The sequence below is a fragment of the Streptomyces sp. NPDC043746 genome, from assembly GCF_056436485.1.
Map to the genome: position 1 here is coordinate 266,574 of NZ_JBWKCM010000004.1, position 23,990 is coordinate 290,563.

Genomic DNA, 23,990 nt, shown 5'->3' on the forward strand with positions numbered 1-23,990 from the left:
CGGCACAACCCCCTGGGCCGAGCAAGCGCTTAGTTCCTTCCCGCGCTCGCGCATCCTCCCGCATCCCCACCGGACCTTCCACGCGGCCACGCCCACGCCGCGGCCCGCCCCCACCGACGCCCGCACACCCCTCCCGGCCGCACGGTCGCCGCGCCCCTCCGCTAGCCTGCCTGCCACATCTCCGCCGCCCCTTGCCCCCGGAGGCAGTCGTGAACAGGCAGAACGAGGCACCACGCCCGCTGGACGTCGTCCTTTTCGGCGCCACCGGCTTCGTGGGGGTGCTCACGGCCGAGTACCTGGCGACCCACGCCCCCGAGGGGCTGCGCTGGGGGCTGGCCGGTCGCAGCCGCGCCAGGCTGGAGCGACTGCGCGACCGACTCGCCGCCGTCCAACCCGCCTGCGCCGACCTGCCGTTGCTGGAGACCGACGCCGACGACGAGGACGCGCTGCGCGAACTCGCGCACTCCACAGGAGTGGTGGCCACGACCGTGGGGCCGTACATCCTGTACGGAGAGAAGCTCGTCGCCGCCTGCGCCGAGGCAGGGACGGACTACCTGGATCTCACCGGCGAGGCGGAGTTCATCGACCGGACGTATGTGCGCCACGAGGCGCGGGCCCGGGAGACGGGGGCCCGGATCGTGCACGCCTGCGGCTTCGACGCCGTACCGCACGACCTGGGGGCGTACTTCACGGTCAAGCAGCTGCCGGAGGGCGTGCCGCTGACCGTCGACGGGTTCGTCCGCAGCAACGCCGTCTTCTCCGGCGGTACGTTCGCCTCGGCGCTCACCGCGATGGGCCGCGGACCGCAGATGCTGCTGGCGGCCCGGGAACGACGCCTGTACGAGCCCCGCCGGGTGGGCCGCCGGGTCCGCACTCCGCTCGGCTCCCCGCATTTCAACGGGTCCGTCGGCACCTGGGCGCTGCCGCTGCCGACCGTGGACCCGGCGATCGTGGGACGCTCGGCGCGGGCGCTGGAGCGGTACGGCCCCGACTTCCGCTACCGCCACTTCGCCTCGGTCAAGACCCTGCCGATGGCCCTCGGCGGCCCGGCTGCCGTGGGCACGCTGGTCGCCGCCGCGCAGGTGAAGCCCGTACGGGAGTGGCTGATGGGGCGGTACGAGGCGGGGCAGGGGCCGGACGCGGAGCGCCGCGGGCGGAGCTGGTTCACCGTCCGCTTCGTCGGGGAAGGAGGGGGCCGACGAGTCTTCACCGAGGTGTCCGGCGGCGATCCCGGCTACGGCGAGACGGCCAAGATACTGGCCGAGTCGGCGCTCTGCCTCGCCCTGGACAAGCTCCCGGAGGCCTCCGGCCAGGTCACCACGGCGACCGCGATGGGCGATGCGCTGCTGGAGCGGCTGACGGCGGCGGGGATCCGCTTCCGGGTGGCGGCGGTGCGGTGAGGCTCCGCTAGAAGATCCAGCTCACCAGCGTGTAGAGCATCGCGCCCAGCCAGACGAGGCCGACGACCCCGCCGAGGGCCATGCCGAGCGCGATGCGGCGCTGGGCGGGGTCGAGGGGCCTGGCGGTCCGGATGGCCGTACGAGAGGTGTTCATACGTTCAGCCTGCCCAGCAAGATCGGTTTACGCCATCCGTACGGATACTCAGTCGGCCGGATACTCGGCCGGCCACCGCCGAGTTCCAGTGGCACGGGCCGTCGGAGGCGTTGGCGGTTCGCCCCCTGGGCAACTCCCGGGCGTGTCCCGTCTTCCGGCCCACCGACGCGGCGGTGGGCCGGCCTGAGGGGAGCGCCGGCCCTCAGGCCGTCGCCTCCCGCAGGGTCTGGCGGCAGAGGGCGTCCGCGCGGCGGGTGCTCTCCGGCTGGCGGAAGCGGCGGGCCAGGCGGAGGGTGTGGGCGCAGGCGTTGTCGAGGTCGATCCGGTGGCCCACGGAGACGAAGATCGGGTTGGTGTTCTCCTGGGTCCGCAGGGCCCGGCCCACCACCTCGTCCCCGTCCACCAGCGGGGAGAAGTCCCCGCGCCGGGGGCCGGGGGCTTCGTACGAGAAGGTGAACGGGTTCTTGCCGACGCCGATCACGGGCAGTCCGGTGAGCACGCCCAGGTGGCTGGCGAGGCCGAAGCGGCGGGGGTGGGCGAGGCCGTAGCCGTCGCAGATGATCAGGCCGGGGTCGACGGTCAGCGACTCCAGGGCCTCCAGCACGGTGGGGATCTCGCGGAAGGCCAGCAGCCCGGGGACGTAGGGGAAGGTGATCGTGCCGACGGCGGTGGCCTCGTCCACGGTCTCCAGGGTCTCGGCGTCCAGGACGACGGCCGCCGCGACCACCACGTCCTTCGCGTCGTCGTACGCCACGTCGACCCCGGTCACCAGCCCGGTCCCGGGCGCCGGTCCCGGCTCGTCCAGCACCACCAGGCCGCGCAGGCGGTCCTGGATCGCCCGGCCCTCGGCTTCGTTCGCGGGGGTCTGGTGGGCGGGAGGGGGCTGTGTCGTCATGACCAGCAGCTTAGGCGCTGTCGGGGTGGCCCCGGTCCCGTAGCCTGGCGATCATGTTCGTACTCGAATTGACCTACACCGCCCCGGTCGAGCGCGCGGACGCGCTCATGCGGGAGCACATCGCGTGGCTCGACGAGAATTACGCGGCGGGCGTCTTCATCGCCTCCGGCCGCAAGAACCCGCGGGACGGCGGGGTGATCCTCGCCGTCGGGGCGGACCGGGCGCGGATCGAGGAGATCGCGGCGGCCGACCCCTTCGCCGCGCACGGCGTCTGCGCCTACCGGATCACGGAGTTCATCGCGACCAGGACCGCACCCGAACTCGCCTCCTTCAAGGAGGTGTTGCCCGGCCAGTAGGCCGGTCGGCCACTTCCTCCCCTCCGCCGGGCCGACGCCTTCCGGGGTGCGCGGCCGGGAAGCGGGCAGGAGGGCGGGGGTGCAGGAGAGCCCGGAGGAGGAGCGGAGCGTGGGCGGCACGCCTGGCCGGCCGGGCGGTGACGCCTGGGCGGTGACGCAGCTCACGCCAACCGCCGGTGCACGGATCGTCGAGTTCCGTCGTCTACTCCCATGCCGGGAACCGTTCACCCAGCCGCGAGAGGGAGCAGGTCTTGTCCAGCGTTATCGAGCAGTCCGTGCAGGCCCGCATGGTCGCGTCCGCACCGCGGATGGAAACCCTGCCCGCCACTCTGAGTTACGACGTCCAGGACCCCTTCGCCGTGCGGATGGCGTTCCCGGCCCCGGCGACCCTGGAGGGGACCGAGGTGTCCTGGGAGTTCTCCCGCGAGCTGCTGACGACCGGGGTCGACACGCCCGCCGGGGAGGGGGACGTACGGGTCCGGCCGTTCGGGTACGAGCGGACGGTGCTGGAGTTCCACGCGGCGGAGGGTGTCGCCATGGTCCACGTACACACGGCGGAGCTGCGGCGCTTCCTGGAGCGGGCCCAGGAGCTGGTGCCGGTGGGTGACGAGTACCGCCATCTCGACCTGGACCGGGATCTGACCGATCTGCTCGGCGGCTCCTGCTGAGACCGCGGCACGGCGCGTTCGCGTCGACGCCCTGACGGCGCGGGCTCCCGCGCCGCGGAAAACCCGTTGCCGGGCCGTGCGTCCCGGTTCTACCTTCGTGATGTCCCTGTTGTCGTCGATCGGAGAAGGACGTTGCTGATCTGAGGTCCCCGCACCGTGCGGCGCCGCCATGCCTTGCCGTGGCTCCAGGCGCGCCCGTGCGATCTCAGCGCATCAGCGAACCGTTCCTTCCGCTTCTCGACGTACACGGGAGTCCCGTATGTCATCCTCCGGCATCCATGTCAGCTGTACCTCCCTCTCCTTCTCCTGGCCCGACGGCACCGAGGTCCTCTCCGGCTTCGACTTCGCCGTGGGCCCCGGCCGCACCGGCCTCATCGGGGTCAACGGGTGCGGCAAATCCACCCTGTTGCGACTGATCGCCGGTGAACTCACCCCGCTGGAGGGGGAGATCAAGGTCCGGGGCGGGCTCGGCCATCTGCCGCAGACCGCCACCCTGGACACCGCGCTCCGGGTCGATCAGGTGCTGGGCATCGCGGAGCGGCGCGCGGCGATCGACGCCGTCGAGGCCGGTGACGTACGCGAGGAACTCTTCGCCGTGATCGGTGACGACTGGGACGTGGAGCAGCGCGCCCGCACCGCCCTGGACGGGCTCGGCCTCGGCCACTTCGGGCTGGACCGGACTGTCGGGGAGATGTCCGGCGGTGAGTGTGTGCTGCTGCGGCTGGCGGCCCTGCTGCTGGAGCGGCCCGGGGTGCTGCTGCTGGACGAGCCGACGAACAACCTGGACACCGTGGCCCGCGGGCGGCTGTACGACGCTGTCGACGCCTGGACCGGGGCACTGCTCGTGGTCAGCCATGACCGGGAGTTGCTGGAGCGGGTCGACCGGATCGCGGATCTCCGGGACGGCTCGGTCACCTGGTACGGAGGCAACCTGTCGGCGTACGAGGAGGCTCTCGCGATCGAGCAGGAGGCGGCGCAGCGGATGGTGCGGGCCGCGGAGTCCGACGTACAGCGGCAGAAGCGCGAACTGGCCGATGCCCATATGAAGTTGGCACGGCGCAGGCGGTACGGGCAGAAGATGTGGGACACAAAGCGGGAGCCCAAGGTGGTGATGGGCCAGCGCAAGCGGTCCGCCCAGGAGTCGGCCGGCAAACACCGCATCCTGCACACCGAGCGGCTGGCGGAGGCGCGGGAGCGGCTGGACGAGGCGCAGTCGGCGGTCCGTACGGACGAGGAGATCCGGATCGAGCTGCCCGGGACGCGGGTGCACCCGGGGAGCGAGGTGCTGCTCCTGCGCGATCCCGTCCCGCCCTACGGGCCGCCGCTGCACGGCGAGTTGGTGGTGCGCGGGCCCGAGCGGATCGCCTTGACCGGGCGCAACGGGGCAGGAAAGACAGCACTGTTGCGGACGGTCGCGGGCGAACTGGCCCCGCTCTCCGGGGAGGCCACGGCGCTGCTGCCGCTGGGTTTCCTGCCGCAACGGCTGGACTCGCTGGTCGACGCCCTGTCGGTGGCGGAGAACGTGAAGCGGTCGGCGCCCGGTCTGAACGACAACGAGGTACGGGCCCGGCTCGCGCGGTTCCTGATCAAGGGCAGAGCGGCCGACCTCCCGGCCGGGACGCTGTCGGGCGGGGAGCGGTTCCGGGCGGCGCTGGCGATGCTGCTGCTGGCGGACCCGGCGCCCCGGCTGCTGCTGCTCGACGAGCCGACGAACAGCCTGGACCTGGCGAGCGTACGGCGGCTGACCGAGGCCCTGGCGGCGTACGAGGGGGCGCTGATCGTGGCGAGCCACGACGTGCCGTTCCTGGAGTCGATCGGGATCACCCGCTGGCTCTCGCTGGACGGGGAGCTGCGGGACACCTCGCCGGAGGAGGTGCGGGCGGGCCGGTGAGCGGCCCGCGTGATCCGCGACAAAAGGCGACAGAAGCTGTCGGGTATCCCGTCTAGCGTCGCCGGTATGGATCACAGCACCGACCGCTCCATCACCCTCACCGGAGCCCACGAGAACAATCTGCGCGATGTCTCCCTCACCCTGCCCAAGGGCCGGATCACCGTCTTCACGGGGGTGTCCGGCTCGGGGAAGTCGTCGGTCGTCTTCGACACGATCGCCGTGGAGTCCCAGCGGCAGCTCAACGAGACCTTCACCTCGTTCCTGCGCAACCGGCTGCCGAAGTACGAGCGGCCCCGGGCGGAGTCCATGGAGAACCTGTCCGTGGCCGTCGTCATCGACCAGAAGCCGCTGGGCGGCAACGTCCGCTCGACCGTGGGCACGGCGACGGACATCTGGTCGGTGCTCCGGGTGCTGTTCTCCCGCTACGGCACCCCGAGCGCGGGCGGGGCCACCGCGTACTCCTTCAACGACCCGGCGGGGATGTGCCCGGAGTGCGACGGGGTGGGGCGGGTGGTCCGGCTCGATCTGGACCGGGCGGTGGACTGGTCGAAGTCGCTGAACGAGGGCGCGCTGCTGCTGCCCGGGCTGGGGGTCGGCAGCTGGGAGTGGAGCCTGTACGGCGGGTCGGGGCGGTTCGACAACGACCTGCCGCTGCGGGAGTTCAGCGAGGAGGACCGGCGACTCCTGCTGTACGGCTCCGGGTTCACCGTCCAGGTCGACATGCGGACGGCATCGGCGGAGATGCGGTTCGAGGGGGCGGTGACCCGGTTCGAGCGGCTCTACCTCAAGCGGGACACGGCGTCGCTGTCGGAGAAGCGGCGCGCGGCGGCCGACCGGTTCACCGTCGAGCGGGTCTGCGGCTCCTGCGACGGGGCGCGGCTGAACGCGGCGGCGCTCGCCACCCGGGTCGACGGGCTCTCGCCGGCCGACTACGGGCGGATGGAGGTCTCCGAGCTGGTCGGCGTGCTGGCGCGGATCGACGACCCGGTGGGCGGCCCGATCGCGGCGGCGGCCCGTGAGCGGCTGGAGCGGCTCGTGGGCATCGGGCTCGGCTATCTCAGCCTGGACCGGCAGACGTCCACCCTGTCGGGCGGTGAGAGCCAGCGGCTCAAGATGGTCCGGCACCTGGGGAGTTCGCTGACCGGGCTGACCTTCGTCTTCGACGAGCCGAGCGTGGGGCTGCACCCGCGGGACGTCGGGCGGCTCGGCGATCTGCTGGTGCGGCTGCGTGACAAGGGCAACACCGTGCTGGTGGTCGAGCACGACCCGGATGTGATGGCGGTGGCGGACCATATCGTCGACATGGGTCCGCGGGCGGGTTCGGAGGGCGGACACGTCGTCTTCGAGGGGCCGTTCGACCGGCTGCGCGCGTCGGCCACGCTGACCGGCCGGTCACTGCGCCGACGCACCCCGCTCAAGGGCGAGTTCCGCTCCCCCACCGGGCAACTCCCGGTGCGGGGAGCCGATCTGCACAACCTCAAGGGGCTGGACGTGTCGTTCCCGGCCGGGGTGCTGACCGTGGTGACCGGGGTCGCGGGTTCGGGCAAGTCGACGCTGGTGTCGGAGGTGTTCACGGCGGCCCACCCCGAGGCGGTGGTCATCGACCAGAGCGCCATCACCGCCTCGTCCCGCTCGACCCCGGCCTCGTACATCGGCGCACTGGACACCATCCGCAAGGTCTTCGCCCGGGACAACGGCGTCGACGCCGGGCTGTTCAGCTTCAACTCCGCCGGGGCGTGCCCGGGTTGCGCGGGGCGTGGGGAGATCTCCACCGACCTGGCGTTCATGGACCCGGTGACCACGACCTGCCGGGAGTGCGAGGGCCGCCGGTTCCACGACGACGTGCTCAAGCACCGGGTCGGCGGCCGGTCCATCGTCGACGTCCTGGAGATGACGGCGGCACAGGCGGTCGGGCTCTTCGAGGACCGGGCGCTGCTGCGGAAACTGCGGACGCTCGACGAGGTCGGCCTCACCTATCTCACGCTCGGGCAGCCGCTCAGCACGCTCTCCGGCGGCGAGCGCCAGCGGATCAAGCTCGCCACCCAGTTGCACCGCACCTCCAGCGTGTACGTCCTGGACGAGCCGACGACCGGGCTGCACCTGGCCGACACGGGGGCGCTGGTGGATCTGCTGGACCGGCTGGTGGACGCGGGGAACACGGTGGTGTGCGTGGAGCACAACCTGGAGGTCGTGAAACGGGCGGACTGGGTGATCGACCTCGGCCCCGACGGTGGGAAGAGGGGCGGCGAGCTGGTCTTCGAGGGCACGCCGGAGGGGCTGCTCTCGGACCGCACCTCGGTTACCGCCGAGTATCTGCGGCGGGATCTCGGGCTGCCCGTCGAGCCCCGCTGACCTGCGAAGACCCGCGCACCACCCGGCATGAACTGCGCACATGACGGTACGTAGTCGGGCACCAGCGGGGACGGGCTTGGTTTTACCCTTACGGTCGCCTTAACCTACGGTCTCGTAACCTACGTATCCGTAGGTAATTCTCCCGTCCCCAGGAGCCACCCGTGACGATCACTTCTCCCCACCTCGGCAGTTCGAAGGCGTGGACCGACGCCCAGCTGCTGTACGCGCTGGAAGAGGTGGTCGAGAAGGAGCTCAACCGCCATCTCAAGGTCGCCAAGGACTGGATGCCGCACGAGTACGTGCCCTTCTCCGACGGCCGGAACTTCCCGGGCGTCTTCGAGGACGGCGAGGCGTGGGCGGCGGACCAGTCCAAGGTCACCGACATCGGCAAGATCGCGCTCGTGGTGAACCTCCTCACCGAGGACAACCTCCCCAGCTACCACCACGAGATCGCCTCCCTCTTCGGCCGCGACGGCGCCTGGGGCACCTGGGTGCACCGCTGGACCGCCGAGGAGGGCCGCCACGGCATCGTGATGCGCGACTACCTGCTCACCTCGCGCGCCGTCGACCCGGACAAGCTGGAGCAGTTCCGCATGGCGCACATGGCGGAGGGGTTCGAGTCGGACAACCGGCACTCGATGCTGCACTCCGTGGCGTACGTCGCCTTCCAGGAGCTGGCCACCCGCGTCTCCCACCGCAACACCGGCCATCAGTCCGGCGACCCGGTCTGCGACCGGATGCTGGCCCGGATCGCGACCGACGAGAACCTGCACATGGTCTTCTACCGCAACCTCCTGGGGGCCGCCTTCGAGCTGGCGCCGGACCTGACCATGCGGGCCGTGCGCGATGTCGTCGTCAACTTCCGGATGCCCGGCCACGGCATGCCCGGCTTCGAGCGGGCCGCCGCGCAGATGGCGATCGGCGAGATCTACAACATGCGCATCCACCACGACGACGTGATCCAGCCGGTGCTGCGCTACCTCAAGGTCATGGACATCGACGGGCTCGGCCCCGAGGGCATGAAGGCCCAGGAGGAGCTTGGGCTGTACATGGGCGGGCTGGACAGCGAGGCCGCGAAGTTCGACGAGAAGCTCGCCGCCCGCAAGGCCCGGATGGCGGCCCGCGGCCGCGACTGAGACACCCGGCGGGGCGCCCGGGCGCCCCGGACGACGGCCGCGTCCGAGGCAACCGAGCGGCCGGGCGCCCCGCGGGGAGACCGCCTGCGGTACGAGGTCGCGGTGGCCGGCAGGGTCGGCGCTCGCTCCAGCGCGGTGGCGGCCTGCTCACCGGCCGGGGCCTCGGCCAGGGCATCGGCGGCGGAACTGCCCGGCGCGCTACCGGACCGCCGCCACCCGGGCGCCGGCGCGGATGAGTTCGGCGGCACGCTCGGCCAGGGCGACGGTCGGGGCGTGGGTGTGGCCGCGGGTGATCCGTGGCATCACCGACGCGTCGACGACCCGCAGCCCGCTCACGCCGCGCACCCGGAGGCGGGGATCGGTGACGGACCCCTCGTCCTGGCCCATGCGGCAGGTGCCGACCGGGTGGTAGAGGGTCTCGGCCGCACCCCGGACCGCCCGGGCCAGCTCGGCGTCGTCGACCACGCCCGGATAGAAGCCCATGGGTGAACCGGTGTGCACGGCGAGGGGCGGGGAGGCGAGTAGCCTCTCGGCGCGGCGCACGCCCGCGATGATGCGGCGCAGGTCCGACTCGTCGGTGAGGTACCCGGGGTCGATCCGCACCCCGGTGCCGTCGGGGGCGAGGGTGATCCGGCCGGTGCTCTCCGGCTGGAGCAGGACGACGCCGAGGGTGATGCCGTGCTCGGTGGGGGCGGTCAGCCCGTGGTTGATGAAGGGCGCCGGGGCGAAGATCAACTCCAGGTCGGGGGCGGCCTGTTCGGGGCTGGAGCGGACGAAGGCCACAGCCTCCCCGACGTTGGAGGTCAGCGGCCCCCGGCGGGTGAGGAGGTAGCGCGAGGTTGGCGGGGGTGTCGGCGCCGGTCAGCGTCACCGGCTGCGGGCAGCGCACGGAGACGGCGAAGGACAGGTGGTCCTGGAGGTTGCGCCCGACGTCCGGGGAGGCGGCCCGCACCTCGATCCCCGCCGCGCGGAGCGCCTCCGGCTCACCGATGCCCGAGCGCAGCAGGAGTTGGGGCGAGCCGATGGCGCCCGCGCTGAGGATCACCTCACGGCGGGCGGTCAGGTGTCCGGGGGCACGCCGGTCGGTGGACTGCGTGGTGACGCCGGTGACGCGGATGCCGTCGAAGGTCAGGCCGGTCACCCGGGCGCCGGTCAGCACATCCAGGTTGGGGCGGCGGGCCGCCCGCTTCAGGTAGCCGTCGGCCGCACTCCAGCGGCGGCCCCGGCGCTGGTTGACCGGGGTGAGGGCGCAGCCGCTGTGGTCGGGGACGTTCAGCTCCGCCGGCTCCGGCAGCCCGTCGGACCGGCAGGCGGCGAGGAACGCCGCGCTGAGGGGGCTCGGGTCACGGGGCGGCGAGACGAAGAGCGGCCCAGCGTGGCCGTACGTGGGGCGCGCGGCCGGTCCGGCGCCGACGGCGGGGCCGGTCCAGGTCTCCGCGCGGCGGAAGTACCGTACGAACGCGTCGTGGGACCACTCCGCCCCCGCGCTCCGCGCCCAGGTATCGTAGTCGTCCCGGTGGCCGCGCACCCACATCATGGCGTTGACGGACGAGGACCCGCCGAGGCCATGGCCGCGCGGCCAGTACAACTCCCGCCCCCCGAGGCCCGGTTGGGCGACCGTGCGCAGATCCCAGTCGTACGGGGTGCGGAACAGCTTCGGAAAGGCCGCGGGGATGCGGATCTCCGGCTTCCGGTCGGGGCCGCCGGACTCCACCAGCGCGACGCGCACCGTCGGGTCCTCGGAGAGCCGGGCGGCCAGGACACAGCCCGCCGATCCGGCACCGACAACAATGTGGTCATAGCGGGTGCTGCTGCTCATCGCGACTCCCCTGTCCGGTGTGGACGACAGCGGGAGTCTGGCATGTACGGGGCGCCGTTCAGCCCTGTTCGCGCTCTTTCCTACGCAGCCCCTCGCGCTCCTTCTCGGAGAGCCCGCCCCAGACACCGAACCGCTCGTCGTTGGCGAGGGCGTACTCCAGGCAGGCCACGCGCCCCTCGCAGGCGCCGCACAGCTGCTTGGCCTCGCGCGTCGAACTGCCCGGGGCCGGAAAGAAGAACTCGGGTCCGGCCTGGGCGCACAGCGCGCTCTCCTGCCAGTCGAGCGCGTCCTCGGTCACCATGTTGATCAGCATGGGACCTACGGTGCACGGCTCCGATAAACGACCGATCAACGACTTATCAATCCCCCGGCGCGCCGCCTTCCCCTCCCTGCCTCGGACGAGGCTTCATGAGCGCGAACACCGCCCCGTACGGATCGGTGACGTTGGCCATGGTGCCGACGCCCGGGACCTCCATGGGCGGCAGCGCCTCCGCTCCGCCGAGCCGCTTCGCCGCGGCCACCGCGCCCTCCACGTCCTCGACCTCGAAGTACGGCAGCCAGTGCGGGCCGCGCGCGGCCTCGGCCGGGACGTCGCTCATCGTCACCAGGCCGCCGAACGACAGCTCGGGGCCGGTGCCCGCGGGGTGGACCGTGGTGTAGACGTACTCGGTGCCCTCGACCTTCAGCGGCTCGGTCTGCCACCGGAAGACATCGCCGAAGAACCGGGACGCCGCCTGGACGTCCGGGGTGTACAGCTCGACCCAGAGGAGCGATCCCGGTTGCTGGATCATGCCGACGCCGGGGTTCTGCCGGGGCTGCCAGGCGCCGAAATAGGCCCCGCCCGGGTCCAGGAAGCCGCCCATGCTCCCGTAGTCGAGAACCTCCATCGGCTCGAAGGCCAGGCGGCCGCCGGCCTCGTTCACCAACTGGGCGGTGGCGCTGACGTCGGACGACTGGAAGTAGACGGACCAGGCGCTGGAGGACTGCTCCTCCGGGACCGTCATGACCCCGGCGACGGTGTGCCCGCCCAGGGTGAACATCCCGTAACCCCCGACCTCGGGGCCGCCGGGAGCGTGCTCCCAGCCGAAGAGACCGCCGTAGAACGCGAGAGCCCCGTCGAGGTCGGGCGTGCCCAGGTCGACCCAGCTGGGCGCTCCGTCGGGGAAGTCGGGGTTGAGCATGGCGTGCTCCTTCGGCGGATCACTTGACCCCGCACGCGCGCACGGCGGCACGAGGGCTGTTCCCTGTCCGGTCGAGTCTCGCACCGGCCACCGACAACCGCAGTCCACGCGCAGCCGTCCGGGCTGCGGGCTCGCGACGCACGGGTGTGCGGCCTACGCGGATCGCGGGGGCTTGCTCCGTAGCCGAGAAGCGGAGAAGGCCTCTCCCCGGCTCGGGCCGGGGAGAGGTTTCGCTGCCGACTTCTGTGGGTCAGGCCTCGCCGCGGCCGACGTACGCGACCGACACGCCCCCCAGCGGCCGGAACCCGCACCTCGGGAAGGCCGACGTCCGTGCTGTCCCGCGCACGGACCACACCGGGAAGGCCCGCGTCCACGACCTTCACCTCGACACAGCTGTCGTTGCTGCCGCTGCACGAGCTGCGCGCACCGCCAGGGGGGCCACGCCAGGGCCGGGGAGTGTCAGTAGGGCGTGGGACGATAGCGGCGTACAGGCTAGAAGATCACTTTCCGATGGCGGCGAGAGCGGACGATGACGGAGACGGGGGCGCGGGCCGTCCGCCCGGGGGTGACGGGCCGGGCCGTCCGGGAGTTGCTGGCCGGGGCGGAGTTGCTGCTCGGGAGAGCGGCCGCGGTGCGGGAGGACCACGCCCGGGCCGTCGATGCCGTACGGGGTGTTCTCGACCCGCTGCTCTCCTCCCTGGTCGACCGGGAGCTGGCCGCCATCCCGGTCGCCCGGCTCAAGGACGTCACGGAGGGGCGGCTGCGCCTCACCGCCCTCGAACAGGCCGGGTTCACCACCGTCGGGCAGGTCCACGGCACCGCGCGGTACGAGCTGCGGCTGATCCCCGGCGTCGGGGCGCACACGGCCGACCAGGCGCTGGCGGCGGCCGGACAGATCGCGGACGCGGTGCGCGAGACCGTCTCCGTACGGATCGGCATGGACGCCCCCGACGACACCACGACCGCGCTGGTCGTCGCCCTGCACCGGCTGGTCGAGGCCGGTCCGGACGCGCGGCGGGCGGTGGAGGCGGGCCGACGGCTGGACGAGCGGCTCCGGCCCCTGGTGACCGCCGCCGCACCGGCGGGGAGCCGGCTGCGGATGCTGTTCAGCGGCAAGGAGGCGCGGGGGCGGGCGCTCGGTGCCGTGGCCGGGGTACGGGCGGCACTCGCGGAGGCGGAGGAGCAGGAGCTGCCCCTGCTCTTCGGGCAGGTCTCGGTGGATCTGCTGCGGGCGCCGGAGTCGGCGCCCGGGGCGTGGGTGGACTTCGAGCTGCGGTCCGCCGAGTACTACAGCCTCCTCGCGGAGGTGTCCGGCGGCGGCCCGGACCGGGACGCCGCCGAGGGGTTCCTGCCCGCCGGGGTCGCGGACCGGGTACGGGCACTCCGGCTCGACGACTCGCGGCTTCGGGTCTCCCTGCGCGGCTACCAGTCGTTCGGGGCGCGGTTCGCGCTGGCGCAGAAGCGGGTGATCCTCGGGGACGAGATGGGGCTCGGCAAGACCGTGCAGGCCATCGCCGCCCTCGCCCATCTCGCGGCCCGGGGCGAGCGCCACTTCCTGGTGGTGTGCCCGGCGAGCGTGCTGATCAACTGGGACCGCGAGATCCGCGCCCGCTGCCGGTGCACGGGCCGGAGCGGCTGGAGGTGTTCGCGGAGTGGGTGGCGAAGGGCGGGGTCGCCCTCACCACGTTCGACGCGTTGCGGACCCTTCCCGAGGAGGGCCTCGCCCTCTCGATGCTGGTGGTCGACGAAGCCCACTTCGTGAAGAACCCCGCCACCCGGCGGGCCCAGGCGGTCGCCGCGTGGGCGGAGCGGGCCCAGCACGTCCTCTTCCTCACCGGCACGCCGATGGAGAACCGGGTGGAGGAGTTCCGCAGTCTCGTCCGCCGACTCCGCCCGGAGCTGGCCGACGGGGTGAGTACGACGCACGGTGCCGCCGGTTCGCAGGCCTTCCGCCGGGCCGTGTCCCCCGCCTATCTCCGCCGCAACCAGGTGGACGTCCTCGCCGAACTCCCCGCGCTGGTCCATGTGGACGAGTGGGAGGAGTTCAGCCCCGAGGACCTGGTGGCGTACCGGGAGGCGGTGGCGTCGGGGCAGTTCATGCGGATGCGCCGGGCCGCGTACGCCACGCCCGCCACCTCCGCCAAGCTGGAGCGGCTGCGCCAACTGGTCGAGGAGGCGCGGGACAACGGGCTGAAGGTGGTGGTCTTCTCCTCCTTCCGGGATGTGCTGGCAGCCGTCGGGGAGGCCCTGGGCCCCGGTGCCCTCGGGCCGATCTCCGGGAGTCTTCCGGCCGCCCGGCGGCAGGAGCTGGTCGACGCCTTCTCCGCCGCCGAGGGGCACGCGGTGCTGCTGAGCCAGATCCAGGCCGGGGGCACCGGGCTCAACATGCAGGCCGCGTCCGTGGTCATCCTGTGCGAGCCGCAGATCAAGCCGACGCTGGAGCACCAGGCGGTCGCCCGGGCCCACCGGATGGGCCAGGTGCGCACGGTCCAGGTGCACCGGCTGCTGGCGGCGGACAGCGTCGACCAGCGGATGGTGGAACTGCTGGCCCGCAAGGACCGGCTGTTCGACGCGTACGCCCGGCGCAGCGATCTCGCGGAGGCCGCACCGGACGCCGTCGACGTGTCGGACGGCGAACTGGCCCGGCAGATCGTGGAGGAGGAGCAGCAGCGGCTGGCCCGCCCGGCATGACCGGCGAGCGGCCCGGACGGGCCGGACGGCGCGGTGGGCCCACCGCGGAGCGGCTCGAGGGTCGCCCGGACCTGTCGCTACGCCCCGGACGCCGGGTCAGTGCTGGTGCCCGCCCGCTCCCTCCTGCTCCTCCCCGCCCTTGCCCCCCGTCTCGCCCTTCGTCCCGGCCGCCTTCTCCCCGCCCGCCCCATGGTGCGGTTCGTACCCCGGGATCGTGCCGTCCGCCTTCTTGACCAGCAGCAGTCCGGCCATCCCCATGTCGGAGTGGCTCTGCACATGGCAGTGGTACATCCAGGCGCCCGCGCCCACCCGTTCGCCCGCGATGATCTGGAGGCCGAAGGAGTCGGCGGGGCCGCAGATCTTGTTGTCGATCACCCGGCTGGGGTCGTCGGGGCCGGTGAGGATGCCGGTCCGGTTGTCCGCCCAGCGGTGACCGTGGATGTGGAAGGTGTGGTAGTACTCGCCGTGCGTGATCATCACGAATTCGAGCCGGTCCCCCACCGTGGCCTCGAAGTTGACGCTGTTGTGGGCCGTCCTGTTGTTGATCATCATGTCGTTGAAGACGACCGTGCACGTCTGGTCGGGCAGCAGGTCGCCCTTCCTGCGCACCACGAGCGGCCCGTACAGCCCCTTGCGGATGCCGCCGGTGCCGTGGTCGGTGCCGACGACGTTGTCGTGGTAGTGCCAGTAGCCCGCGCTGCCCGGCTCGTACGTGCCGTCCCTGCGCGTGCCCGGCTTGTGGGTGCGCCAGGTGTACGTACGGGTGCCGCCGGGCTCGACGTGGCTCCTGTTCATCCGGGTGCCGTCGTTGGCGATGTCGTAGTCCACACCGTGGACATGGAGGCTGACGTCGCCGTCGGTGAGGTTCTCGAAGTCGATGTGGAGGGTGTCGCCCTCGTTCAGCTCGATGAGAGGGCCGGGGATCGATGCCCTGCCCTTCTCGAAGCCGTACCCCAGCTCGCCGTTGGGCAGCTTCTCGGCGTACATCGTGATGCGGCGCACCGCTCCCCCGGCCGGGGCCGTACGCGGTCTGCTCTCCGCGGAGCTTGCCTCCACGGCGGAGAGCGACAACGATGTCACCCCGGTCGCCGCCGCAGCCGCGCCGCCGATCAGCATCCGCCGGCTGAAGGTCCTTCGGTCCATGTCGAACTCCCCACTGGGATAAGGAAACTGGCGGAGGCGGGAGGGGTCGGACGCTCCCCGGGACGGGCCACACCGTAGCCGGGGGCCGAGCGTTTATCCACACTCAGGACAAAGTTTGTGCGATTGCCGCGTCCACTCTTGGCGGGCCGCGAAAAGGGGTCTAGCTTCATCCGCTGTCGCAGTCAACGCTCCATGACCACAGAAGGGTTGGGTGACCCACATGCACGGCGCATCGCATCACCGGTCGAGATCACGCCACCGACGCGGCCTCGCGGCGGTCGTGGCGGCCGGCGCACTGACCGTGTCCCTGCTGAGCGCCGGAGGCCCCGCCAACGCGGACACCTCGCCGGACCGGGACCTGGTGGAGAAGATGGCGACAACGTTGTCCCTCCCGTCCCCGCCGGGCGCGAGGAACCAGGTCAAGGTGCTGGTCTTCCATGCGTCGGCCGGTGACGAGGCACCGTACACGGACGCCGGGATCGCGGCGATCGAGAAGATCGGGCAGACCGGTCCGGAGGCCGGCCGGTTCACCACCGTGGCCACCGCCGACCCGAACATCTTCACCAACGGCAAGCGGCTCGGCTCCTTCCACGCGGTGGTCTTCCTGACCGGCGGCGGTGACGTCCTGGACCCCGAGCAGGAGGCGGGCCTGGAGGCGTACATGGAGGCGGGCGGCGGCTTCCTCGGCATCCATGACGCAGCGCGCACCGAGCCGTACTCGGACTGGTTCACCGGCCTGATCGGCGCCCGCCCGGCCGCGAACAGCCCGACTGCCGTGCAGCGTGCGACCGTCGAGGTCGGGGACCGGGTCCACCCGGCGACCAGGAACCTGCCGCTGGAGTGGAAACGCCCCGACAAGTGGCTGAACTGGACGAGGAACCCGTCCGGTGACGTCCACACCGTGGCGCGCGTCCGGGAGCTGACCTACCAGCCGGGAGCGAGCGCCAACGGCTGGGACCACCCGGTCTCCTGGTGCCGCGACTACGACGGCGGGCGCTCCTTCTACACGGCGATGGGCGGTACGGCGGACAGCTTCACCGAGACCGACTTCCGCGACCACCTGCGCGGCGCCCTCGCCTGGACCAACCGGACCTCGCAGGCCGACTGCAAGGCCACCATCGCCTCCCACTACACCGCCGAGCGCCTCACCCAGCCCAACCAGCCGGGCCAGAACGACCAGATCGGTGAACCGCACGGCCTGGTCACCGCACCGGACGGCAAGGTCTTCTACATCGGGCGCGGCGGAGCCGACAGCTCCCGGCCGGTCGTCACGGACTGGAACGACCCGAACATCGGCAGGGGCAAGGGCGAGATCCACGTCTACGACCCGCAGACAGAGAAGGTCACCCTCGCCGGGGCCCTGGACGTGTTCGGCAACAAGGGCGGCGGGGACGAACTGACCAAGAACGAGGAGGGGTTGCTCGGGATCGAGCTGGACCCGGGCTTCGCCTCCAACGGCTGGGTCTATCTCCACTACACCCCGCACGCGAAGATCGACCGGGACAAGCACACGGCGACCCGCCAGGTCTCGCGATTCACCTACGATCCGGCGTCCGGGAAGCTGGACCTCGCCTCGGAGAAGGTGCTGCTCGGCTGGCCGGTGCAGATCCACAGCTGCTGCCACGCGGGCGGCGGTATGGCGTGGGACTCGAAGGGCAACCTCTACATCGCGACCGGTGACACCAACTCCTCCGGATTCAGCAGCGGTTACTCCGGCAACAACCCGGAGCCGAACTTCAAGGGCGTCTCCTTCGCCGACGCCCGCCGCACCTCGGGCAACACCAACAACCTCAACGGGAAGATCCTGCGCATCCACCCCGAGGACGACGGCACCTACACCCTCCCCTCCGGCAACCTCTTCACCGGCGAGGAGCCGGACGAGGGCGGCGGGAAGACCCGGGGCGAGATCTATGTGATGGGTGTACGGAACCCGGCCCGGATCTCGGTCGACCCCGCCACCGACACGCTGTACGCGGGCTGGGTCGGCCCCGACGCGGGCTCGGCCTCCCCCACCTGGGGCCCGGCCAAGTACGACACGTTCGCCGCCATCACCAAGGCGGGCAACCACGGCTGGCCGTTCTGCATGGGCAACAACCAGCCCTACCGGGACCGCAATCTGCCCGACCCGAGCAAGCCGCTCGGCTGGTACGACTGCAACGCCCCGAAGAACGAGTCGCCCCACAACGACGGTCTGGTCAAGCTGCCGCCGGTGACCCCCAACACCATCTGGTACTCACCGCAGGGCGGCGGGGTGGACTACCCGCGTGACGCCGGCGGCGTCCCCAGCTACAGGGCGGAGGAGCAGAAGGAGCTGCTGCCCTGGCTCAAGGGCGGCGGCCAGGCGACCATGAACGGCCCGGTCTACCGGTACGACGCACAGAGCGAGTCGGCGGCGAAGTGGCCCGCGTACTGGGACGGCAAGTGGTTCGTCGGTGACTTCTACGACGACACCCAGCCGCGCCACGCGGTGATCACCGACCCGAAGACGGTCGGCAAGGGCGGGCTCCCCGTGCACACCGAGTCGTTGAAGAAGATCATCCCGGTCGGCGACGACGGCATCCGCAATCTGATGGACTGGAAGTTCGCGCCGGACGGTTCCCTGTACGTCCTGGACTACGGACGCGGCTTCTTCACCTCCGACGCCAAGTCGGCGCTGTGGCGCGTCACGTACAAGGGAGGCGGGGCGACCCCCGCCGACCACGACCTGGTCGGAAAGGCGGCAGCCCAGTGAGACACCCCGCGTACACCCCTCCGCGGCGCCACCACCGGCCGCCCCGCTTCTGGGTGGCCCTGCTGGCCTCGCTCCTCATGGTCCTCGGGCTGACCTCCACGGCCGCGTACGGCAAGGGGGCCGCGGGCGGTGACGACCGGTCCGGGGCACAGGCCGCCGCCGACCAGGTGCTGACCTGGACCGCGGGCGACCCGATCGACCGCTACCTGACCGCGCCCAGGACGGCGGTGGCCGGCAAGGCGACCATCGTCTTCGAGAACAGCACGGCGACCGGCAACACCACGAGCATGCCGCACACGCTGACGTTCAGCGTCTCGGACCCGGAGTACAACAACGACGTCCGGGTGAACATCCTGGCCAACCCCGGCGACTCCGAGGGCGGCAGGCACAGCGTCGAAGTGACGCTGACGCCCGGGACGTACCTCTACTACTGCACCATCCCGGGGCACGGCGAGATGAAGGGCGTCCTCACCGTCACCGAGGGCGGCGGCGAGGACGACACCGAGGCCCCCGCGACCTCGGCCAGGGTCGACGGCGACCGGAACGGTGACGGCGCGTACATCGGCCAGGCCACCGTCACCGTCGAGGCGACCGACGCGGGCTCCGGCGTCGACACCGTGGAGTACGCGCTCGGGTCGGACGGCGCGTGGCAGCCCTACACCGCGCCCGTGGTCGTGAGCGAGGTCGGTGACCACACGGTCCGCTACCGGGCCACCGACAAGGCGGGCAACACGGCCGAGGAGAAGTCCGTCGACTTCGCGGTCGCCGCCCCGCCCACCGACGACGAGACACCGCCGGAGACCTCGGCGACCGTCTCCGGCGAACAGGACGCCGACGGGGCGTACTTGGGCATGGCCACGGTCACCGTGACCGCGTCCGACACCGGGTCCGGCGTCAACGCCATCGAGTACGCGCTCGGCGCCGACGGCGGGTGGAAGGCGTACACCGCCCCGGTGATGGTCCACGAGGTGGGCGAGCACACCCTCCGCTACCGGGCCACCGACCGGTCGGGGAACGTGGCGGCCGAGAAGTCCGTCCAGTTCACCGTCATCGAGCCGCCGTCGCAGGACAAGACGGCCCCGGAGACCTCGGTGAAGGTCGAGGGGAACAAGAACTCCGACGGCGCGTTCATCACCAGCGCCAAGGTCACCGTCACCGCGACCGACGACGACTCGGGCGTGGACAAGGTCGAGTACTCCCTCGACGGCGGACCCTACCTCGCGTACACCGCCCCCGTCCTCGTCGACCGGGTCGGCCACCACACCGTCGCGCACCGGGCGACGGACAAGGCGGGCAACACCTCCGAGGCGAAGCGGGTGTCCTTCACCGTCGCCCAGGGCGGCGGGGTCCCGGCGCCCGACTGCGCGGAGTTCGACGAGCGGCACACCGTCTTCGTCGGTACGGTCGACACGGGCGTCCCGAACCGGATCACCCGCAACCGCTGCACGATCAACGAGCTGATCGAGGACGAGAAGGACTGGTCCTCGCACGCGCTGTTCCTCAAGCACGTGACGGCGGTCCTCGACAAGCTGAAGACCGACGGCGTGATCGACCAGCGCGAGCGCAAGGCGATCAACCAGGCCGCCAAGGAGTCTGGCATCGGGAAGCCGGGCCAGTCCGAGGGGTACACCAAGCTCTTCGACGGCACGGCGGGCTCGCTCGCCAAGTGGAGCCACGTGGGCGGCGGCGCGTTCGGGCTGAACGAGGAGGAGGGATCCATCACCAGCTCCACCACGGTGGGCGGCATGGGCATGCTCTGGTTCCCGACCCGGGCGTACGGCGACTTCTCGCTGAAGCTCCAGTGGCGCGACGACGCCCCGGGCTCCGGCAACGCCAACGGCGGGGTCTTCGTCCGCTTCCCGAAGGTCCACGACCACCCGGAGGAGTCCCGTCCGGAGTGGGTCGCCGTCAAGTACGGCCATGAGATCCAGGTCAACGACCGGCCGGACGGCGACATGTACAAGACCGGTTCGGTCTACGGCTTCGACCGGGTGGGGCTCGGCGGCGCCGGGGTCACCCCCAAGGGCACCTGGAACGACTACGAGATCAAGGTGGTCGACCAGCACTACGAGATCTACCGCAACGGTGTCCTGATCAACGAGTTCGACAACACCGGCGGCCAGCTCTTCGAGCCGCCGCGCGGTGACGACCCGGGCACCGACGGCCGGCGGTTCGCCTCCGGCTACATCGGGCTCCAGGTCCACGGGGTCACGGACGTCATCTCGTACCGCGACATCCGGATCAAGGAGCTGTAGCCCACAGAAACAGGTCTCAGGAGGCCGTGGCCGCGTGCTCGGGCGTGCGGACGCGGCCTCCTGGGTGCCGGTGGCGCCACACCCAGAAGACCGTGCAGGAGACCAGCGCCCAGGCCGCGAGCACCAGATAGGGGAAGACGAACTGGTGCCCCTGGTAGTAGACGGCCGTGTGCTGGGCGTTGACGGAGGCACCCGGCGGCAGCCAGCGGCCGATGTGCCCGAGGGCGGAGGGCAGCAGCGGCCAGGAGACCGCGCCGCCGGAGGACGGGTTGCCGAGCAGCACCATGACACCCCAGGTGGGGATCATCGCCCACCGGCCCATCAGGGTGTTGAACATGGTGAAGACCATGCCCGAGGTGAACATCGTGAACGCCAGGATCAGCCACGACTGGACGAACGGCAGGTCCACCGCCCCCAGCCACCAGTCCACGGCCGCGGCGATGGCGAACCCGCCGAGCAGGGCGTACGCGGCGGTGAACACGATGCGCTCCGCCGGGTTGAGGCCGCGGGCGTGGATGCTGAGCTGGATCGCGCCGAGGAACCCCATGATGACGGCGGCCAGCGAGATGTAGAAGAGCGCGAGCCCGCGCGGATCGCCCTCCTGGAGCGGCTTGACGTCCCGGACGGTGACCGGCACCCCGGTGGCGTCCCCGACCTCGATCCCCGCCTTGCCGAGCAGTTCGGCCACGGAGGCGCCGGACGCCCCGGCCACGTCGAGCGCCACCCCGTCGTCCGAGGCGCGCACGATCGCGAAGACCTTCTGCTCGTCCAGGGCGCGCCGGGCGTCCGCGAGGTCGGGGTAGTCGCGCAGTTCGAGCGAGGCGTCGAGCGCCTTCTCCATCCCGGCGACGAACGCCTCGCCGCGCTGCACCGCGGGCTGGGTGACCAGGGCCGCCGGAATGCGGTGCGGGGTGGGCTTGGCCATCGCGTACGTGTAGGAGCCGGCGAAGAGTCCGGCCGCGGCGGCGACGATGAGGACCAGGACGGTCGCGGGGAGGAACGGGCTGTTCTTGTACGCCTCCCAGCGCTCGCGGAGCGTCCGGGGGCGGCCGTGGGCGCCGTGCTTCTCGCTGCTGCCGCTCACGCGGGATCGTCACCGTCGTCGTGGCGGGCGCGGCTGGGCTGGACCCGCTTCGGTTCGCCGGGCATCTTCGGGTACTCCGGCGGATACGGCATGTCCCCGAGCCCGCGCTCCTTCTCGTCCCGGTCCGCCAGCTCCAGCAGCCCGTCCAGCCGGAAGGCCTCCTGGTCCATGTCAGCGTGCACGTCGCCGAGTTCGGCGTACCGCCCCGGCATCGTGGCGATGTCGAAGTCGCGCGGTTCGGCGTCGTCGATCTCCTCCCAGCGCAGCGGCGCGGAGACCGGGGCTTGCGGGAAGGGGCGCACGGAGTAGGCGGACGCGATCGTGCGGTCGCGGGCGGTCTGGTTGAAGTCGACGAAGATCCGCTCTCCGCGCTCCTCCTTCCACCAGGCCGTCGTCACCCGCTCCGGCATCCGCCGCTCCAGCTCGCGCCCGGCGGCGATGGCGGCCCGCCGGACCTCGGTGAACGTCCAGGCGGGCTCGATGGGGACGAAGACGTGCATCCCGCGCCCGCCGGAGGTCTTGGGCCACCCCCGTACGCCGTGGTCCTCCAGGACCGAGCGCAGCTCGTGGGCGGCGGCGACCGCGTCCGCGTAGTCGGTCCCGGGCTGCGGGTCCAGGTCGATGCGCAGTTCGTCCGGGTGGTCGGTGTCCCCGGCCCGCACCGGCCAGGGGTGGAAGGTGAGGGTGCCGAGGTTGGCGGCCCAGATCACGGCGGCGAGTTCGGTGGGGCACAGCTCGTCGGCGGGGCGGCCGCTGGGGAAGGCGATGCGGGCGGTGGGGATCCAGTCGGGGAGGTTCTTCGGGGCGCGTTTCTGGTAGAAGAAGTCGCCCTCCACACCGTCCACGAACCGCTGGAGGGTGGTGGGCCGGTGGTTCAGCGCACGCGTGATCCCAGGGCCCACGGCCAGGAAGTACTCGGCCACGTCCCGCTTGGTGTAGCCCTTCTCCGGGAAGTACACCTTGTCCGGGTTGGAGAGCCTCACCGCTCGTCCGCCCGCGTCCAGCTCCACCGCTGCTCCCATGTCGGCCACCGTAGGCCGGTCGCACATATGCCGCACATCGGGAGACACGGGTGTGCCGGGGCGCGAGAATCGGGCCATGGACCTGCCGGTGACGCCTCCCGTGAAGCCGATGCTCGCCAAGTCGGTGGCCAAGATCCCGCCGGGCATGAGCTACGAGGCGAAGTGGGACGGCTTCCGGGCGATCGTCTACCGGGACGGCGACGAGGTGGAGATCGGCAGCCGTACGGGCAAGTCGCTGACCCGCTACTTCCCGGACCTGGTCGACGCCGTACGGGAGAACCTCCCCCCGCGCTGTGTGATCGACGGGGAGATCGTCATCGCCCACGAAGGGCGGCTCGACTTCGACCGGCTCGGCGAGCGCATCCATCCGGCGGACTCCCGGGTGCGGATGCTGGCCGAGCGGACCCCGGCGAGCTTCATCGCCTTCGACGTCCTGGCGGTGGACGACACCTCTCTGTTGACCACCCCGCAGGTGGACCGGCGGGCGGTGCTGACGGCAGCCCTCTCCGGCGCCTCCGCGCCCGTACTCCTCGCCCCGTCCACCACCGACATCGAGCTGGCCCGGGAGTGGTTCGACCGGTACGAGGGGGCGGGGCTCGACGGGATCGTGGCGAAGCCTCCGGACCTGCCGTACCGGCCCGGCACCCGGGTGATGTACAAGATCAAGCACGAACGGACCGCCGATGTCGTGGTGGCCGGATACCGGGAGCACAAGAGCGGCCCGGTCGTCGGCTCACTGCTGCTCGGCCTGTACGACACCGGGGGCGTGCTCCAGCACGTCGGGGTCTGCGCCGCCTTCCCGATGAAGCGGCGTGCCGAGCTGGCCGCGGAACTGGCACCGCTGCGCTGCGAGTTCACCGATCATCCCTGGGGCGCGTGGGCGGAGGCCGCCGCGCACGAGGCCTCCCGGCTGCCGGGGACGCAGAACCGGTGGACGGGGAAGAAGGACCAGTCGTGGGTGCCGCTGCGACCGGAGCGGGTCTGCGAGGTCGCGTACGACCACATGGAGGGCGACCGGTTCCGCCATACGACGCAGTTCCGGCGGTGGCGCCCGGACCGGACCCCGGAGAGCTGCACGTACGCGCAGTTGGAGGAGGTCGTCTCCTACGACCTGGCGCAGGTCCTGGCGGGCGGCTGACCCGGGCCGGGGACGTGTGGGGTCGGCGAGAGGGGGAATGCGGTGGTTTCCACGGGAAGTTCCGTATTCGCCGA

At 71.7% G+C, this 23,990-nt stretch carries 17 protein-coding genes and 2 pseudogenes; 10 read left to right on the plus strand and 9 right to left on the minus strand.

The window, feature by feature from the left end:
• Positions 1–209: 209 nt before the first annotated feature.
• Positions 210–1,400 carry a saccharopine dehydrogenase family protein gene (locus AC0682_RS06835; RefSeq protein WP_478531342.1) on the plus strand — a complete coding sequence of 397 codons (1,191 nt, stop codon included), beginning with the start codon at positions 210–212 and terminating at the stop codon, positions 1,398–1,400.
• Positions 1,401–1,407: 7 nt separating this feature from the next.
• Here the strand turns inward: AC0682_RS06835 and mmpA are convergent, their stop codons facing one another.
• Both mmpA and AC0682_RS06845 read right to left on the minus strand, forming a co-directional pair.
• Positions 1,408–1,554 carry a morphogenic membrane protein MmpA gene (gene mmpA / locus AC0682_RS06840; protein WP_165586177.1) on the minus strand — a complete coding sequence of 49 codons (147 nt, stop codon included), beginning with the start codon at positions 1,552–1,554 and terminating at the stop codon, positions 1,408–1,410.
• 202 nt (positions 1,555–1,756) lie between these two features.
• On the minus strand, positions 1,757–2,449 hold the full coding sequence (locus AC0682_RS06845) for an endonuclease V (protein ID WP_478531345.1): 693 nt from the start codon (positions 2,447–2,449) through the stop codon (positions 1,757–1,759).
• A gap of 53 nt (positions 2,450–2,502) precedes the next feature.
• Here AC0682_RS06845 and AC0682_RS06850 point away from each other — a divergent pair, with 53 nt between their 5' ends.
• The 5 genes from AC0682_RS06850 to AC0682_RS06870 all read left to right on the plus strand — a co-directional run bounded on the left by AC0682_RS06850 (position 2,503) and on the right by AC0682_RS06870 (position 8,852).
• Complete coding sequence (locus AC0682_RS06850) at positions 2,503–2,805, plus strand: YciI family protein (protein WP_478531346.1); 303 nt, start codon at positions 2,503–2,505, stop codon at positions 2,803–2,805.
• A 251-nt stretch (positions 2,806–3,056) separates the two neighbouring features.
• On the plus strand, positions 3,057–3,473 hold the full coding sequence (gene ssgD, locus AC0682_RS06855) for a spore wall synthesis regulator SsgD (protein WP_478531347.1): 417 nt from the start codon (positions 3,057–3,059) through the stop codon (positions 3,471–3,473).
• 259 nt (positions 3,474–3,732) lie between these two features.
• Positions 3,733–5,364, plus strand: coding sequence for an ABC-F family ATP-binding cassette domain-containing protein (locus AC0682_RS06860; protein ID WP_478531348.1), 1,632 nt, complete (start codon positions 3,733–3,735; stop codon positions 5,362–5,364).
• A gap of 66 nt (positions 5,365–5,430) precedes the next feature.
• Positions 5,431–7,716 (plus strand): ATP-binding cassette domain-containing protein, encoded by a 2,286-nt coding sequence (locus AC0682_RS06865; protein ID WP_478531349.1) that lies wholly within the window; start codon positions 5,431–5,433, stop codon positions 7,714–7,716.
• Between the two features lie 161 nt (positions 7,717–7,877).
• Positions 7,878–8,852 carry an acyl-ACP desaturase gene (locus AC0682_RS06870; protein ID WP_478531350.1) on the plus strand — a complete coding sequence of 325 codons (975 nt, stop codon included), beginning with the start codon at positions 7,878–7,880 and terminating at the stop codon, positions 8,850–8,852.
• A gap of 198 nt (positions 8,853–9,050) precedes the next feature.
• Here the strand turns inward: AC0682_RS06870 and AC0682_RS06875 are convergent, their stop codons facing one another.
• The 4 genes and pseudogenes from AC0682_RS06875 to AC0682_RS06890 all read right to left on the minus strand — a co-directional run bounded on the left by AC0682_RS06875 (position 9,051) and on the right by AC0682_RS06890 (position 11,852).
• The gene (locus AC0682_RS06875; RefSeq protein WP_478531351.1) at positions 9,051–9,635 is read right to left on the minus strand and encodes a GMC family oxidoreductase; all 585 of its coding nucleotides are present in this window, start codon (positions 9,633–9,635) and stop codon (positions 9,051–9,053) included.
• Between the two features lie 181 nt (positions 9,636–9,816).
• A pseudogene (locus AC0682_RS06880) lies at positions 9,817–10,671 on the minus strand (GMC family oxidoreductase); the annotation flags it as partial.
• A 58-nt stretch (positions 10,672–10,729) separates the two neighbouring features.
• Complete coding sequence (locus tag AC0682_RS06885) at positions 10,730–10,984, minus strand: WhiB family transcriptional regulator (protein WP_478531352.1); 255 nt, start codon at positions 10,982–10,984, stop codon at positions 10,730–10,732.
• A gap of 46 nt (positions 10,985–11,030) precedes the next feature.
• Positions 11,031–11,852, minus strand: coding sequence for a VOC family protein (locus AC0682_RS06890; RefSeq protein ID WP_478531354.1), 822 nt, complete (start codon positions 11,850–11,852; stop codon positions 11,031–11,033).
• 529 nt (positions 11,853–12,381) lie between these two features.
• Here AC0682_RS06890 and AC0682_RS06895 point away from each other — a divergent pair.
• Positions 12,382–14,543, plus strand: a pseudogene (locus AC0682_RS06895) (DEAD/DEAH box helicase).
• A gap of 96 nt (positions 14,544–14,639) precedes the next feature.
• Here AC0682_RS06895 and AC0682_RS06900 read toward each other — a convergent pair.
• Positions 14,640–15,686, minus strand: a complete 1,047-nt coding sequence (locus tag AC0682_RS06900) for a multicopper oxidase domain-containing protein (protein ID WP_478531355.1) — start codon at positions 15,684–15,686, stop codon at positions 14,640–14,642.
• Positions 15,687–15,906: 220 nt separating this feature from the next.
• On the opposite strand from AC0682_RS06900, the gene AC0682_RS06905 reads away from it, so the two are divergent.
• Positions 15,907–18,417 carry a ThuA domain-containing protein gene (locus AC0682_RS06905; RefSeq protein ID WP_478531481.1) on the plus strand — a complete coding sequence of 837 codons (2,511 nt, stop codon included), beginning with the start codon at positions 15,907–15,909 and terminating at the stop codon, positions 18,415–18,417.
• Positions 18,418–18,494: 77 nt separating this feature from the next.
• Complete coding sequence (locus AC0682_RS06910) at positions 18,495–20,672, plus strand: OmpL47-type beta-barrel domain-containing protein (RefSeq protein WP_478531483.1); 2,178 nt, start codon at positions 18,495–18,497, stop codon at positions 20,670–20,672.
• A 16-nt stretch (positions 20,673–20,688) separates the two neighbouring features.
• Here the strand turns inward: AC0682_RS06910 and AC0682_RS06915 are convergent, their stop codons facing one another.
• Positions 20,689–21,756 carry an ABC-2 transporter permease gene (locus tag AC0682_RS06915; RefSeq protein ID WP_478531356.1) on the minus strand — a complete coding sequence of 356 codons (1,068 nt, stop codon included), beginning with the start codon at positions 21,754–21,756 and terminating at the stop codon, positions 20,689–20,691.
• Positions 21,753–22,778: a non-homologous end-joining DNA ligase gene (gene ligD, locus AC0682_RS06920; protein ID WP_478531357.1), complete on the minus strand. Its 1,026-nt coding sequence runs from the start codon at positions 22,776–22,778 to the stop codon at positions 21,753–21,755. The genes AC0682_RS06915 and ligD overlap by 4 nt, the downstream gene beginning before the upstream one ends.
• Before the next feature lie 76 nt (positions 22,779–22,854).
• Here ligD and AC0682_RS06925 point away from each other — a divergent pair, with 76 nt between their 5' ends.
• On the plus strand, positions 22,855–23,916 hold the full coding sequence (locus AC0682_RS06925; protein WP_478531359.1) for an ATP-dependent DNA ligase: 1,062 nt from the start codon (positions 22,855–22,857) through the stop codon (positions 23,914–23,916).
• Positions 23,917–23,990: the final 74 nt, after the last annotated feature.